At 52.8% G+C, this 14,913-nt stretch carries 15 protein-coding genes; 12 read left to right on the top strand and 3 right to left on the bottom strand.

Features of this window, described 5'->3' with window-relative positions; genetic code table 11:
• Nucleotides 1–15 precede the first annotated feature (15 nt).
• From AFE_RS14420 to AFE_RS14385, 9 genes are all read left to right on the top strand, one after another.
• Nucleotides 16–570, top strand: coding sequence for a hypothetical protein (locus tag AFE_RS14420; protein WP_012537625.1), 555 nt, complete (start codon nucleotides 16–18; stop codon nucleotides 568–570).
• Nucleotides 571–903: 333 nt separating this feature from the next.
• Nucleotides 904–1,044 (top strand): hypothetical protein, encoded by a 141-nt coding sequence (locus tag AFE_RS16555; RefSeq protein ID WP_012537623.1) that lies wholly within the window; start codon nucleotides 904–906, stop codon nucleotides 1,042–1,044.
• Between the two features lie 128 nt (nucleotides 1,045–1,172).
• Nucleotides 1,173–1,736 (top strand): rusticyanin, encoded by a 564-nt coding sequence (locus AFE_RS14415; RefSeq protein WP_012537622.1) that lies wholly within the window; start codon nucleotides 1,173–1,175, stop codon nucleotides 1,734–1,736.
• Nucleotides 1,737–2,028: 292 nt separating this feature from the next.
• Nucleotides 2,029–2,982 (top strand): hypothetical protein, encoded by a 954-nt coding sequence (locus AFE_RS14410; RefSeq protein ID WP_012537621.1) that lies wholly within the window; start codon nucleotides 2,029–2,031, stop codon nucleotides 2,980–2,982.
• A 15-nt stretch (nucleotides 2,983–2,997) separates the two neighbouring features.
• Nucleotides 2,998–3,942: a heme o synthase gene (locus AFE_RS14405; RefSeq protein ID WP_012536251.1), complete on the top strand. Its 945-nt coding sequence runs from the start codon at nucleotides 2,998–3,000 to the stop codon at nucleotides 3,940–3,942.
• 19 nt (nucleotides 3,943–3,961) lie between these two features.
• On the top strand, nucleotides 3,962–5,155 hold the full coding sequence (locus AFE_RS14400; protein ID WP_012607630.1) for an MFS transporter: 1,194 nt from the start codon (nucleotides 3,962–3,964) through the stop codon (nucleotides 5,153–5,155).
• A 14-nt stretch (nucleotides 5,156–5,169) separates the two neighbouring features.
• On the top strand, nucleotides 5,170–5,610 hold the full coding sequence (locus tag AFE_RS14395) for an Rrf2 family transcriptional regulator (RefSeq protein WP_012537619.1): 441 nt from the start codon (nucleotides 5,170–5,172) through the stop codon (nucleotides 5,608–5,610).
• 113 nt (nucleotides 5,611–5,723) lie between these two features.
• Entirely contained in the window at nucleotides 5,724–6,251 is a 528-nt protein-coding gene (locus AFE_RS14390; protein WP_012537618.1) for a hypothetical protein, read from the top strand.
• Between the two features lie 117 nt (nucleotides 6,252–6,368).
• Nucleotides 6,369–7,010, top strand: coding sequence for a prolyl hydroxylase family protein (locus tag AFE_RS14385; protein ID WP_012537617.1), 642 nt, complete (start codon nucleotides 6,369–6,371; stop codon nucleotides 7,008–7,010).
• Between the two features lie 58 nt (nucleotides 7,011–7,068).
• Here AFE_RS14385 and AFE_RS14380 read toward each other — a convergent pair whose 3' ends face one another.
• From AFE_RS14380 to AFE_RS14370, 3 genes are all read right to left on the bottom strand, one after another.
• The gene (locus AFE_RS14380) at nucleotides 7,069–7,629 is read right to left on the bottom strand and encodes a response regulator transcription factor (RefSeq protein ID WP_049756730.1); all 561 of its coding nucleotides are present in this window, start codon (nucleotides 7,627–7,629) and stop codon (nucleotides 7,069–7,071) included.
• 14 nt (nucleotides 7,630–7,643) lie between these two features.
• Nucleotides 7,644–8,918 (bottom strand): ATP-binding protein, encoded by a 1,275-nt coding sequence (locus AFE_RS14375; RefSeq protein ID WP_012537615.1) that lies wholly within the window; start codon nucleotides 8,916–8,918, stop codon nucleotides 7,644–7,646.
• Between the two features lie 1,048 nt (nucleotides 8,919–9,966).
• Nucleotides 9,967–10,371, bottom strand: a complete 405-nt coding sequence (locus AFE_RS14370; protein ID WP_012537613.1) for a PepSY domain-containing protein — start codon at nucleotides 10,369–10,371, stop codon at nucleotides 9,967–9,969.
• A gap of 870 nt (nucleotides 10,372–11,241) precedes the next feature.
• Between AFE_RS14370 and AFE_RS14365 the strand changes: the two genes are divergently transcribed.
• The 3 genes from AFE_RS14365 to AFE_RS14350 all read left to right on the top strand — a co-directional run bounded on the left by AFE_RS14365 (nucleotide 11,242) and on the right by AFE_RS14350 (nucleotide 14,902).
• The gene (locus tag AFE_RS14365) at nucleotides 11,242–12,051 is read left to right on the top strand and encodes a hypothetical protein (RefSeq protein WP_012537611.1); all 810 of its coding nucleotides are present in this window, start codon (nucleotides 11,242–11,244) and stop codon (nucleotides 12,049–12,051) included.
• Nucleotides 12,052–12,775: 724 nt separating this feature from the next.
• On the top strand, nucleotides 12,776–13,024 hold the full coding sequence (gene tatA / locus AFE_RS14355) for a twin-arginine translocase TatA/TatE family subunit (RefSeq protein WP_012537610.1): 249 nt from the start codon (nucleotides 12,776–12,778) through the stop codon (nucleotides 13,022–13,024).
• 453 nt (nucleotides 13,025–13,477) lie between these two features.
• On the top strand, nucleotides 13,478–14,902 hold the full coding sequence (locus tag AFE_RS14350; RefSeq protein WP_012537609.1) for a chloride channel protein: 1,425 nt from the start codon (nucleotides 13,478–13,480) through the stop codon (nucleotides 14,900–14,902).
• The last annotated feature ends 11 nt before the right edge of the window (nucleotides 14,903–14,913 follow it).

Here is a 14,913-nt window from a genome sequence, read left to right as displayed (position 1 = left end):
AGGAGGAATTAAACCATGACAGACAACGGTTATGCCACGCTAATGGATCCGGCTTCGGAGCGTGCAAAAAGGGGTGCGTTCTTTTTCCTGCTGCTTTTTGCAGCCATCATTTTTGCGATGTGGGACCTCGCGCGTTTTCTGTGGGGGGGCACTGCGGTGCCCGCTACATTGAGCATGGGCGTGGGTGTTGCGCTGACTGTTTTGATGCTTGTCAGCCTGGTGCCGGTGATGACGGCCCGCAAAAAACTGGATCAGGGCGATGATGCCGGTATCGTGAGCAGCCTGGCAACCCTGATGGTGGTCTCGTTGGTGATGGCGGGTGGAATCGTCTACAACTGGACTACCTTAACCATCGGTAGTGGTTATGGCGGGATTTATGACATTACCAGCTTGTGGTTTCTGGTACATTTCGTGGCGGCCATCCTGGCGCTGCTGGCGAGTATCATGAAAATCACCCGCACTCCGGAGCGCGCGAAACGCGAGCGATGGGTGTCGTATAACGTGTTAACCTTCTGGGGCGGTGTGGTTGTTCTATGGGTTGCGTTTTTTATTGTCTTCTATATTGCATAAGGTCGTATAGAAGATTATCTAATAGAGTGAGGGTAAAACAATGGATATGTCACATTTATCGTTCGTTATCCCGTCCGGAGCTGATAATCCGACGTTCTTCTGGCTGACGGGGTACATTGGGTTTCCTGTAGTGTTTCTTAGTGCATACTTTTGGTGGGTATTAAAGGAGGCAGGCAAGGAAGATCGGCTGCGTATTCTAAAAAAGGGAGAAAACGGCGCATCTAGCAACGCATGACGTTCCACGATGGCCGTGCGAATAACGGGCGGCCATCCAGATTTGTTTTGCGTTTTACCGTGACGTCGTCGTTACCCATGCTTCAAAGGAGGTAAATCATGAACAACGAGGGCCGTTTAATTTCTCACGATGATCGCGATGATGGCGCATGGGATGGAAACATCGTGTTGATCATAGGATTATTGTGGGCTATTATTGCTCTGGGTGGCTATTATGTTACCCTTAGGGTGCTGTTTTGAGATAGTTTCCCGGTTGGAATGGGTGATGAATATCGTGTAGTAGCATATTAAAATGCCAGATAGCCCAGTGATTGTTTTGTAGGGCGGCTGGTTCTACATCAGGTTAAACGTTAAGGAGAAGGGATCTAATGTATACACAGAACACGATGAAAAAGAACTGGTATGTAACTGTTGGTGCGGCTGCGGCTCTGGCGGCAACGGTCGGCATGGGCACCGCGATGGCCGGTACTCTGGATACCACATGGAAAGAGGCGACGCTTCCCCAAGTAAAGGCCATGTTGGAGAAAGACACCGGGAAAGTCAGTGGTGACACTGTTACCTACAGTGGCAAGACTGTACATGTGGTCGCGGCGGCCGTGCTCCCGGGATTTCCATTTCCGAGTTTTGAAGTTCATGACAAAAAGAACCCGACCTTGGAGATTCCCGCGGGGGCAACGGTGGACGTGACCTTCATTAACACCAACAAGGGATTCGGTCATAGTTTTGACATCACCAAAAAAGGACCTCCTTATGCGGTTATGCCGGTGATCGACCCCATTGTTGCAGGAACAGGATTCAGTCCGGTCCCAAAAGATGGCAAGTTCGGATATACGGATTTTACCTGGCATCCGACGGCGGGCACTTACTACTACGTATGTCAGATACCGGGGCATGCCGCCACCGGTATGTTCGGTAAGATCGTTGTCAAGTAATTCGCGGATGGTTGTTGTTCGGGTAACGACGCTTTGTTAGTGTAGATCCCGGTGGCCAGGGCGGATGGTTATCTTGCCCTGGCCATTGGTGTTTATTATAAAATACGAATTCATGTCTTGCGGTATGCGTTATATGATGTTATGAGTATACTTGCATGCAGCGTATGATGATTGGTTAAGTTTATTGAACTATAGACCACGAAAACAGGATCGCCACGGTACATATATTAATTAATCCAGATAAACTCCCAAACGCAGATAACCTGACGTTTCTTCATTTAAGGTGTTAAATATGCGGCGCAATATTCATCATGGGGTATCGGGCGGGGCTACCTACCAGGATACGAACGGCATTCCCCACGCCGTAGAAGGGGAAATGACGCCGGTAGTACGAGTGATCGGCTGGCTGATTACCGGGATGCTGCTGGCGGCGGTGCTGACCGGGTTGTGGCGTGGCATGAACAGCCACCAGGGTTTTATAGCGGATGTCGTCAACGGCCTCAAAGCCAGCGAAGTAGGTTTTGCCATTGCCCTGATCCTGCTCGGCAGTATTGTTGAGGGTTTCGGCTACGGTCTGTCCTTGGGGACCCGCTGGCCTTACACGCGCAACATCGCGGTACTGATGGTGCGTGGTGATCCTGAGGCTGCACATCGCCTGGTAGCGACCCTGGTCGGCCTGGTGGCCCTTGCGCTGGTGATACTGTCGCCAAGTATCACTACGATCAGCGGGCTGTCCCTGATCGTAGTTACCGCCCTGTTCGGTATGGGCACCCTGTATGTCCTCGCCGGCAGGGCCCCGGCGTTTGTTCACGGCACCCACGGCCTGCTCGCCTATGGGGTCTTCCTCGTTTACCTGACCGGTCTGGTCTATCCGGAGCTCGACTTCTGGAGCTACCTCAGTGCCGTAGGTGCTCTGCATGCCCTGCTCCTCGCCGTATTCCTCGGGGGCATGACCACCGGTCAGCGCGGCTTCGGCACTGCCATCGGCGCCTTCGTCAAACCTCAGAAGGCCTCACAGTGGACCATCGCTGCCCACGTCAGTGCGGCCTTGCTGCTGGTCGCCACCCTTGGCTGGATGATGCCAGCTTATCCTGTCGCTTTTTATCTGGCGGTAACCCAGGTTGCTGTTGGTTTTTTATTGTTTCATGCGGTGAATCTCAAACCCCGGGATCCTGGCGTCATGGTGGTCTTTCACCAATCCATGGTCCTGCTCATGTCCCTCGCCATTGTCCTGCAGTGGCGTTAATGAGGTCCTAGCGTCATGTTAAAAGAAGGATTACACAGCGACGGCATTGGCGAACTTTCTGGTCCCCGGGCACGGCCGTCTTATCTTCGCGATCTCTGGGTTCTGGCCAAGGCGCGGGTGGTATCGCTGCTGGTATTTACCGCCGCAGTGGGCGAGATCCTCGCCCCCGACGCCCTGTTGCACTGGGAGTCGGCGCTGGCTGGTTTGGCGGGCATCGCGCTGGCCGGTGGAGCAGGAGGGGTACTCAACCAGATTGTCGAACCCGCCCTCGACCAGCACATGCGACGCACCCTCCACCGGCCGCTGGCCGAAGGCCGCATCAGCCGTGCTGGTGCCATTGCCTATGCCATGACATTGATGTGCGCCGCCATTGCGGTACTCGCCTGGGGCACCAACCCTCTGACCCTGGTACTGACCCTGGTGGGCACCGTCGGCTACGGCGTCGTCTACACCCTCTACCTCAAGCCCAGCACGCCCTGGAACATCGTCTGGGGCGGCCTTGCCGGTGCCCTGCCGCCACTGATCGGCTGGACCGCCATCACCGGCAGTCTCGCCGTGCTGCCTCTGGTGCTGGTCCTGCTGGTATTCGTCTGGACCCCGGCGCACTTCTGGCCCCTGGCCATCTGTTGTCGGGAAGACTACGCCAAGGCCTGCATACCCATGCTGCCGGTGACCCATGGTGTCGACCGCACCCGCCGGGAAGTGCTGAACTACGCCATACTCACCTGGATCGTCAGTATGGTGCCAGCGCTACTCACCGGCGACTGGTTATATGGAGCCATCGCCTGGCTCTCCGGCGCATGGTTCGTGGGCATGGCCCTGCGTCTCAAAGGTCTGCCCGAAGGCCCGGAGATGAACCGCTACGCGCGGCGGATGTTCGCCTACTCCATCTCCTACCTTTTTTTACTCTTTACTGCCCTGATCCTGGGTAAACTGGTGATGGGCTATGGCTTCTTCTGAGGCCGCCAAAGGCCCGCCCATGAGCCCGTTCGAAAAGCGGGCGGTGGCGGGACTGAGCTTCATCTATGTCGCGCGCATGCTCGGTCTGTTCATGCTCATGCCGGTACTGGCCCTGGACAACGACCAGCTTCGCCACAGCACCCCGGTGCTGTTGGGCCTGGCCATTGGCATCTACGGACTGGCCCAGGCCGCCCTGCAGTTTCCCTTCGGGGTGGCCTCCGACCGTTTCGGGCGCAAGCGGGTACTGGTCTTTGGTCTGCTGATCTTCGTCCTGGGTTCCCTGCTGGGGGCGGTCACCCACAACATCTGGGGCATCATTCTCGCCCGTCTGCTGCAGGGTGCGGGCGCCGTCTCCTCGGTGCTCCTGGCCACCGCAGGGGACCTCACCGGTGAACAGCACCGCACCAAGGCCATGGCCGCCATCGGCGGCAGCATCGCCATCGCCTATGTTCTGGGGATGGCGATGGGGCCCGTCTTTTACGGTCTCTCCGGGCTGACCGGGGTATTTCTGGTGGCCGCCGCACTCGGCGTCCTCGCGCTGTTACCGCTGTGGAAAGTGATTCCCCCCATCCCCCGCAATCTGCAGCAGCGCATGGGGAACTGGCGTGACGCCCTGAGGATATTCAGATACCCCCCGGTTCTGACCGCCAGTGTCGGCATCTTCATCCTGCAGATGGTGCTGGGGGCCAGTTTTGTGGTGCTCTCCCCGGAACTGGTCAAGGCCATGCACATTCCGGGCAGCGCCGTCTGGGAAGTGTATCTGCCGGTGATGCTGCTCTCGGTGGCGGGCATGCTCTACCCGGTGATCCACGCCGAAAGGCACAGACAGCACGGACAGATGCTGGTCTTCAGTGGTCTTGCCATTGCTGCGGGAGCGTTGTTCATGGGTTTGCTCGCTGGTCACTTCTGGCCGGTGGCGGTAGGAGCGGTGATTTTCTTCACGGGTTATAACGTGGCCTCGGCGATTCTGCCTTCGATGATGAGCCGCAGCACCACCCAGGAACAGCGGGGGGCGGCCAGTGGTGTATACTCGCTGATGCAGTTTCTGGGGATATTCGCGGGGGGTGTGGTCGGTGGCTGGGGGCTGGGCATGGCCGGCGAGCAGGGTGTCATTTATCTCCTTGCCGTCGTCGGATTGCTCCTCGCCCTGCAAAGCTGGAACGGAAAACGCGTGGCACTATTGCTGGAACCGGATTATTCTCAAAAATCATAAAATGAGTGCGCCAGATGATGTTGAGCAAAGCTAGCGAATATGCCCTGCGGAGTCTAATTTATCTGGCCGCTCAGCCATCGGGAAGGCCGGTGCTGAGCCGGGATATTTCTGACTATATAGGGGGCTCCGCGCCATGCGTTACCAAAGTATTGCGCTGCTTGGCCAAGCGTGGAATCCTGTATTCCGTAAAAGGGAAGGGCGGTGGCTATATGTTGCGCCCTGGTGCCGAGTCCCTAAATATTATTGACGTCATTGAGATTACCGAAGGGCGTCCGCTAGAGATACGCTGCATACTGGGCCATGACTGCGTTAGAAATACTACGCTTTGTCCTCTACATCCACAATGGGAGGCCATCAAAAGCCGTGAAATGGGCTTTCTAAGGGGGCAAACTGTTGGCGCGATATCGCGGGCAATGTTTTGGGTTGATGCGGTGACCGCTGCCGTGCAGTGTTAGGGCCATTGGGTGCGCCGGATTCCGTTCTTTGGCGGTCTGCTTTTCTGTTGGTTAGAGCAAGACAGGTGCCCTGAAATTATGATGGGGAAAACCATCCAGTGATAGGAGTCGTTATGACAAATATTTTACGATTTATTACGATAGTAGTAGCACTGGCCGTACCGGTGATGGCACGGTGTGCGCCTGCAACCCAGATGGAATCGTTTTATGATTGTGTATTGCCCCCGACCCTGGCAGTTTATCGCGATGCAGTCGTCGCATCCGGACATATGGCCACGGATGTAAGCTTTTTTAAAAATAAAAATCCGGGGGCATCTTTTGATGAAACCAGCTGGCTGTATGCACTGTACGCAAAAAAGAATCTGTCGCAATGCAAAATCCCGACCGATTCTGCGGATGCCAAAAAATCGCAATCCATTGTTAATGCGGCAAGGAATATAATAGATGGGTACATCGCATTTACATGGTCACCAACACCCATGAGCCTCGCCAAGGAGTGGCCGCAAATAAGATCAGGATACGATAACATTCGCGCCTCTATAGGTAACGAGTACTATAGAGTCAGTGTTCCCGAAGGAGTTATAAAAACGGATGGCAAGTATGAGGCGATGATCCACATGCAGATGGGCCCCATGCACTGAAAAATACGATACCTATCCTGATTATCGGCCGATATCCCTGATCTGCACTGTGATACAAAGAATTCAAACTTTGGCTGCTGCTGCCAATGCCGCCCCGCATCTATTGGAGATATGGGCATGGGACCAAAAATACTTTCGGTGAACGATACCATAGGACTGGTTCACTTCAAGGGGCTTCTGAGTCTTGACGAGTGCGCCGAATTGATAGCGATTGGTAGTGTATCCGACGCAAAACCTTCGGTAGTGGTTGATGGTGCTTCCGATGCTGCATATGAAACACCCGGGCGCTGCAGTACGGTGGTGGCGCCATCAGTTGACGCGTATCCAATAATTCTGGAGATAAGGCGGCGTATCGAGCTATTTTCCGGGATTTCGCAGGAAAATCAGGAACCACTACAGATTCTGCATTATACCCGTGGCGGGAAGTATGATATACACTATGATGCCTTTTCGGACGGATCTCCGCAATTGAGGAATGGCGGGAACAGGCTGTTAACGGTACTGCTGTACCTGAATGATGTGGAGTATGGTGGATGGACACAATTCCCGCACATCATGGCGAATATAGTGCCCAACGCAGGATCCGGTATTTTATTCAGGAATACAGACGCGCAGAACCGACAGTTGCGGGAGTCCCTACATGCGGGCTTGCCGGTTACCCATGGAGAAAAATGGATAGCCTCCATCTGGATACGAGAGAACCCATATATAACGCCGTCTGTCGATCGGGTAGATCAAGTTATCCGTAGAACACTGTGATATCCGACGCTTAACCGTCCTCACCGATTTGCCCTATAATTATAGGCACATTCAACGGTCAGCGTCGTACGGGGTGCTTATTCATCTTGCGTTGTAAGGACCGTCGGTGCATTCCCAGTCTGCGGGCGGCAGCCGATATGTTGCCATTACACTCCATCAGTACCTTGTTGATATGCTCCCATTCAACTCTGCGCGCTGACAAGAACTCGTTTTTGACCGGAGCGGTGGGGTTGCCATCCTTTTCATGTAACCTAGCGATAATCTCATCTGCATCTGCAGGTTTTGTCAGATAATATACCGCCCCGAGCTTTATGGCCTCAATCGCTGTTGCGATGCTGGCGTAACCGGTGAGCACAAGGATTCTGATATCCTGGTTGATGCTCCGAAGGGGGCTTATCATTTCCAAACCGGAAACCCCCGGCATTCGCAGATCCAGAACTACGGCGTCCGGCACGTAAAGTTCCGCAACCGCGATTATATCGGCGCTATCATGCACAGTGCATACTTCAAAACCGCGCCTGGAAAACGCGTTTGACAGCACCCGGCAAAAGGTTACATCGTCGTCCACCACCATAATGTTAGAAACCGGTGTGGCGGTGATATCCGCACTATTTTCCATAGTTCTTACGGTCATTAGTTGTTGGTACTTATCAGTAATGAGGTCAGGGGAAATACCACACGGGTACAGGATCCTCCCTCTCTCCGGCTGAACAGGGAGACGCTCCCACCCAAACGGTTTATAATGGTAGTCGCTAAAAAAAGCCCAAGACCAAGACCATCTTCTTTTTTAGAGACAAAAGGTTGTCCCACATCCCTGGCTATCTCCGGAGTGACCCCGCGACCAAGATCGCAGACATCAATGACGACATCGTGATCGCTACAGTGTACATCTATTTCTACATAATCAGGCGATTCGTCGGCGGCGTTATTGAAAATGTTGGTTAGCGCCTGAGTCAAGGTATGCTCCGCAACAATTTTTGCAGTCGATCCGGAGCCATCTGAACGAAATTCGACGTGAATACCCGGACGAGCATCGCCCCATTTGGTAATGATATCATTGAGGTATTCTTCGATGCGTAGCTGGCAACCGCTCGATGCCTGCAACTGGCCAGCGGAAGCAGACATTGTGCTGAGAATGCGTTTACACCGCTGCAGCTGTTCATACAAAATACCCAGACTTTCCGAAAGATTCTGGGTTTCTTTATAGTCCTGCTGCAGGTCCTTGGTTATTATCGTCATAGTGGCGAGAGGCGTCCCCAGCTCATGAGCAACACCGGCCGCCAAAGCACCTAGGTCAACAACGCGATCCATCATCAGTTTTTCTTCGCGCGCATGGGCGATAGCCTGATCCCGTTCCTGCAGGCTGTCGCTCATGCGTTTGACGAAATAGCTGATAGCGCCGGCAATTATAATAAATTCAAACCACATCCCCCATATGTGCAACTTCATTTCGTATGTGGCAAGAGCATGTAGTGGTAGCGGTACATAAGAAGCCATCAATCCTGAATAGCACAATACGGTTATCGCCGCCATTGACCACCCGTATATTTTTGGAAGGGTGGCAACGGTAATAACTAATGGTAACAACAGTAAGGCGATAAATGGATTGGTAGGGCCCCCGGAAAAATATAGGAGGGCCACCAGAATGGCAACATCGGCCAGGATCTGCGCAAAGAACTCATGGTTGCTGATAGGCCACTGGAAAGTAAGGCGAACAGTGGTGGCCATTGTCAGGAGTATTTCTATGGCGACTACCGCCGCCAAATGCCATATGGGTATGTGCCATTTGAGAATGATCGTAACCACGGCTATGGCCATGCATTGGCCGATGACAGCCATTCCGCGTAGCAGCAAAACGCGCTGGAGGTTCAAGGCGCCATGAGACATGGCGTGGTTAGTGGAATGCATATTAAAAATACACCATAGGTGACGGGTTATGGATCTTTATAAAAGATACCGAAAGTAAGTAAACAATGTCGCGAAACATCCCTGCACATCAGGTTATAAATGACCTATAGACCAGGTGACGGCGCAATAGGGCCCGACTCATGCAGCATAGCGCTGCCTCCAGCAAAGCCAAGTGCTCCACAGGGGAACGAACTAACCCAGCTATATGAAACCTCATCATATCAGGTGTTATCACACAGTTACAAATCTGTCCAGGTCGTAGAGCGGGACATCAAATTCAGCGGCCGTTAAAAACACGGAACAACAATACATGCGAACAATATAATATTATTAGTTACAAACATGGCGATCAGAAAGTAAGCTTTCCGGTGCGGTGTTCTCTGGCGAGGTTGCCGTGATTACACCGTCGGTTATCCGACATACCTGACCCAATCCAAGCATCGGATGGTGCGTGCCGGTCGAAGTTCGAACTTGGGAGCAGCGTGACGGGATAGGTATATCCAAGCTCCAGATGGAATCTGAGGGCCTTTAGTAACGATTCCTGCCATCACGAGTAAAACAGTCGACGTCTGGCAACGTACGGGGGAATTCATATGCGTGATAACGTGAAGATGGCGAATTGGTCGAACCGATATCTGGGAAACCTGGGAAGCGTCTTGGTCGAGGTACAGGCCGTTGCTTTGATGAGGAACAGATATGCGGATTACCCGTAGGGGCCAGAACAATATCTACAAACAGGCCGGATACATGTGTGCAGTCGACCTCTTCTCCAAAATTATGACATCTTGCAAAACCGAGGACATTCATACAGGACGCTTACCGCTGGCCAAACGCTGGAGACGGTAGGTTTGTTGGTGTTCTCGCACGGCTAACGTGCCTGTTGCTGCGGGTTTTGTGAGTGGCTGTGGAAACCCATGAGCGCAGCCTAAGCCAAGGTCGCCAGCGCTGCACATGCATGTTGCACGGCGCTGGCGGGATGCCTTCGTCACTCCGCGCCACTATATGCAGATTTGCGGGGACGGATTTGGCGACTTTGTCTGGTGGCCATTCAGGGCTTGGAACCGCCCGGCAGAATCACCATCTCCAAGAGTTTCTCTGTTTTTGCATCAATGGAGATAGTGTACATCAGGTCTTCGCGGCTAACGTCGACAACATAACGCAGGCCACTACCGCCGGGGGCTTTTTCCAACTTCATACCGGTGACTTTGGCAGTGTTCGGGGGGCAGGTCTGTTTGGCGATGGTCTTTGCTTGCAGAGGATGAAAAAAGCCCTTGCTTAGTCGAAATCCGCAGGGCCTACTGGCGTTCATGGCGATGGTCTCCGCCTTGTCTGGGCTGATGCGTGCCTCCTGAGCATACTGCTGACCCTCATAGGCCCAAGCGGCGGTGCTGCTTATCAAACCGATGGTGCCGGCGAGTAAGGTGATAGCGAAATGGCGTGATGTGAGTTTCATGATGCCTCCTTGTTCACCTGTAGCGTGATTATAACATCATCTATTATTCCTTGGATGGTAAGTATAAAACTAACTCTACCAATTTTAGTATAATAGGAAAATTTTCAACGTAAAGAGGATCGCGGCGTTTTCCGAGGTGCGTTCACCCAGAGATGCACTACATTCCAACAAATGTTGGGCAATTACTCATACTGCCGTGGTAGGTAATGCGTATATGCAAAGGCCAATACCAAACCCTGCCCTTCAACGTTGGACGCGGTCGCCAGAAAAATGATCGACAAAGAGGAGGGCTCAGGATGGCAAACCATGAGTGTCGTATAACCGCGTGTATGGTTGTTGCTAAAACCCTCTGTGGTGGGGCCTGCCCGGCACCGAAAATAACCGCCGATACGTCGTGGTGATACAATACCGCTGTGCGGTCTTGTTGATGATCAAATTATACAGTAAACCCTTATAGATTGCGGCCATCAGACCTTTCGCCATTACCAGATCACACAAGATCATGGACCGCGCCTGAGCGCAAAACGACGAAGCTCATGGCGGTGCTCGTGATATCCGTGGTGGTCCTGGGGAGGTCGTAAAGCGGTCGAAGTCGGCCCCACATCTTGGCGGGGGGACAAATGCTGTTCATAATGGTGCTGTCAGAGAATAGCTCTGACATTGCCAGCAGAGAGGGTGGAAGATGATGCGCTGGTTTCTTACTACATTAGCGCCACTGATTAGTGCATCTGCCCCGACTCTGCGCCAGTATGGAATCTGGGCGATTATCGTCATCCCGCTTGTTGAACGCAGTGAAGCAGCAATGGACATCATGCGGAGTATGTACAGTAGGGTATATCCATAGTAGGGGAGGGTGAGCAGGTGATCAGGATGCGTTTTATTGTGGCCATATCGCTATGGGCTTGGCTCGGAAGCGCGACGGCTGCGCCTCTTTTGCTTTTTGGTGTTCCTCTACAGGACGCGACGCGCACGACGCTGACGCCTGCTTTAGAGAAAGCAGGCCTTCCCCCTATTCCGAACGGCCCCCAGCAATGGTCCGACACCTACCGGATAAACGGGCAGTTGCCACAACTGCAAGGCGCAAGTATGTTTTCTGTGGAGTATGACAGACATAACCGGTTTGCGCTTGCCGAGTATAAATTCCCCAGCTTCGGGGACACCAGGCAGGTCCAAAACATTATCACCATGGTCACGTATAAGTATGGACGGCCAAGCAGTATAACCGGCGACATCAACCATGGGCCAGTCATAGCACGCTGGAAAGAGGGCGGTGGCATGGAAGTCAAGGTCTGGCGAGGGTGGCCGATAACCACCACTTACATGGATTTTGAGAATGTCGCCATCGTCAAGGCGATGCGCGCGGAAAAGCTCACCGGTATGCACGGTTCATTACCTGCCCGGATGGATACAGCGCCCATCAGTGAAAATAAAGAATGGGAACCGCCGTCACCGGTGGAACAGGTCGCGCAGGCCAACAATCAAACCGTTCCGACGTGGCTCGTATGGGGGATCATTGTGTTCTTTCTCGTGCCCGCGGTGGGGATGGTCATCTTCGGTCATTTTCTTGCCAGGGTGACCCGCATCCCGCCTTTTGTTGTGGCCGCACGCGTTTTCTTTGCCAGGCTGGTCCAATTTTTTCGCAGGCCAGGGTGGTTTCTTAAAGGACGGCAGGGCCGCTAACTGGTATGACGTCATTTTGCAAAGACTCATCGTCGTCATGGTTCGTGAGTTTATGTCTGGTCATAGTTTCAAACCAATGATAATGCCCCAAAGAAGACCATTCGCTGCCGCTGCGAGTATGTCCAGGGTATCATGGGATAATATCAGATAGGCAGCACTACCACAGAGCACCGCACCGGCAACCCCATAAGCCGTCAAGTCGCGCAACTCTCTGGCGCCAGGAGTGAACGACCAATTCCATATTCTGCGGGCTATGGACCAGAGGTATTGGATCAGGCCGCAGCGCATGCACAGATCACTCCATAAGTGATATTAGATATCCAGCATCTCCCCATATTCAATGGAAAAGTTCCACAAAGGCGCTCGTGATAAAAACGCCCACATGCCTAGTCTAAGCGTGGTGATCCTGAAGGTATCATAAGCTGTTCGTAGCCTCCCAAACAGGAGGATGTCACGTTTTCCCCGTTGAGACCACTCCCCGGCACCTGCATGCCCGAGAACGCCACTGTCACGGTGCCGCATCCGGCGCCCGCCGACTCACGGTCATCAACCTTGTTCAACCTGCCAGGATTAGTATATCATGATCATTGGTTGGTGAATTTAGTGCATACGGTCGGCCAGGCATGACATGTTAATAAAATTTAATGTTGGCACTATTAGTGGAGGTGTTGCCGGGCTGGACAGATCAGAGTAAGGGCATGAGTCAACCAGTGAGGATATGACCATGGATATATTCAGTCTTCCACATTTGATTATTTTGTTGTTGATCGTTATGGCGCTTTTCGGGACATCAAAAATAAAGAATATAGGAGGTGATCTAGGCTCCGCCATAAAAAGTTTCCGGCAGGCGATGAAGGAAGAAGAACGTTCGGAATCGCCAACAACGGGCGGACCAGTAACTAAGGCGCTCGAGCCCGGTGCAGATGCAGAGACAGGAGAAACCATCGCAAAAAGTCTTCATACCAAATCATAATATAGTGGCTAAATGATATAATTCACTATGTGGGTGGTCAGTGAAAGATACATAGTCACGCTTTGCCCTGCATTTAGTGAGTCATGATCTCTATGTAGATTTAAGTTTCGCTGAATTTCAGGTGCCACAGGTTGCCAGCCCTCCAGCAGGCATACGCAGGGACATGTCGGTAACAAATTGAGCGCGGTGACGGCAAGCCTCGCCCAAGCGCTGGCAAAAACATTCTCGAAGAGCGTTTTGCCAGCGAAGCGTCTGCCAAGGGTGCGAGCGGCGTGCCTCATCCGGCATTGAGGAGAGGTCTGTTGCTTTTTAGTATACAAGCGGTGACACTTCATGCGCTAACATTACCGCCTCGGTAAAGACTGCTGGGCGAACACCCGGGCTGATAACGGGCCCCCTGCTGAAATCGGACAGGGCGACCGGTCAGGTTATAGATTACCCACGGAATAAGCCATGGAAAATGAAAGGTTTGTCGTGAACCATATCGAATCTACTGATGAACAGGCACCCCAACATAGCTGGAAAAATATACTTGAACCGCCTGCAAAAGGTAAAAACAAGGCGCGATACTTTATTACCCCTGTTATTATCGGAATCATTGTTGGGGTATTATCTTTAGTTTTTATTGATATAATGGATTTTTTTACGAGATTGTCTTTGGGTGTCGTTGCACATTTCACTCCCCCGCGTTCGTCCGGTTTTGGCGGGGGGGTCGAGTCGCGCTACACCTCCGCCCCGGGCTATCCTTTCATGATTCCTCTTGTCGAAGGAATGGCTGCGTTCATTTCCGGGGTGCTGTCCTATTTTATGATTAAAAATCCGGGGAGTCTTGGTGCCAACAAAGCGATTCGCGCTTACCATGAGAACCCTGAATCCCTCACTTTAAAGGAGGCATTTACCACGCTTTTTACTTCAGCTATGGTTCTTGGCTCCGGCGGGCCTTCTGGCCGCGAGGGCGCGGTAAGCATGGTGGGCGGCAGCGTCGGCGTGTTCATTGCCAAGCTGCTCCGGCAAAAACCCCATGAAGTGCGCGAAGCTTTGGCTATAGGGGTCGGCGCCGGGCTGGGAGCCATGTTTAAGGCGCCTCTCGCGGGGGCAATTGCTAGTAGTGAAATATTTTTCAAGCACGATTTCGATATCGAAACGATCATTCCCGCGTTTGCCGCATCGGCTGCAGCTTACCTGGTGGTAGCCACCAAGGTAGGATTTTCGCCGCTGTTCCGCATAGGTGTTCTGCCGGTACACAACTTTGAGTTGAGATATATTCTGTGGTTTTCCATTTTTGGTATTTTTTCCGGTCTGATTGCCCGCTTTCTGTTGTGGGTGTTTTATTATATTTCTGATTTGTTCAAGAAGCTGAAGCAGCCGATCTATGTCACTGCCCTGATAGGCGGTGTCCTGGCCGGCTGCATTGGTTTGTTATCTTCTTATGCCATAGGCAACGGCTATGGCTGGTTGCAGTTGATCATGGACCACAAAATCTCCCCTGGAGTATCCGAATTAACGCTTGGTATAATTTGTGTCATTCTGGCCATGTCCCTGATTGCCGGATCCGGGGCATCTGGCGGGGCCTTTAGCCCAACGGTGGTTATCGGTGGGCTCTCGGGCGCCTTGTTCTGGCATTTTGCGAAGGTGGTTTCCCCTAACCTCAATATACCCATTGCCATGTTTGTGGTGGTCGGCATGATGGCGGTCTTTTCCGTAGCGGCCAACGCGCCCTTGTCTACTATCGTCATGATCACCGAAATGACCGGGAGCTATGGTGTACTTCTGCCCGCCATGCTCACGGTAGGAATAGCAATGATGTTTGGCGGTGAGCATTCATTATTCAACGCACAGCACGACCACCGGTCAGCGTCAGGCCACACCAACTCATGATGTGACGAATT

It is taken from the genome of Acidithiobacillus ferrooxidans ATCC 23270 (genome assembly GCF_000021485.1).
Classification (GTDB): Bacteria; Pseudomonadota; Gammaproteobacteria; order Acidithiobacillales; family Acidithiobacillaceae; genus Acidithiobacillus; species Acidithiobacillus ferrooxidans.
This window is presented reverse-complemented; position numbering and strand designations above follow the sequence as displayed.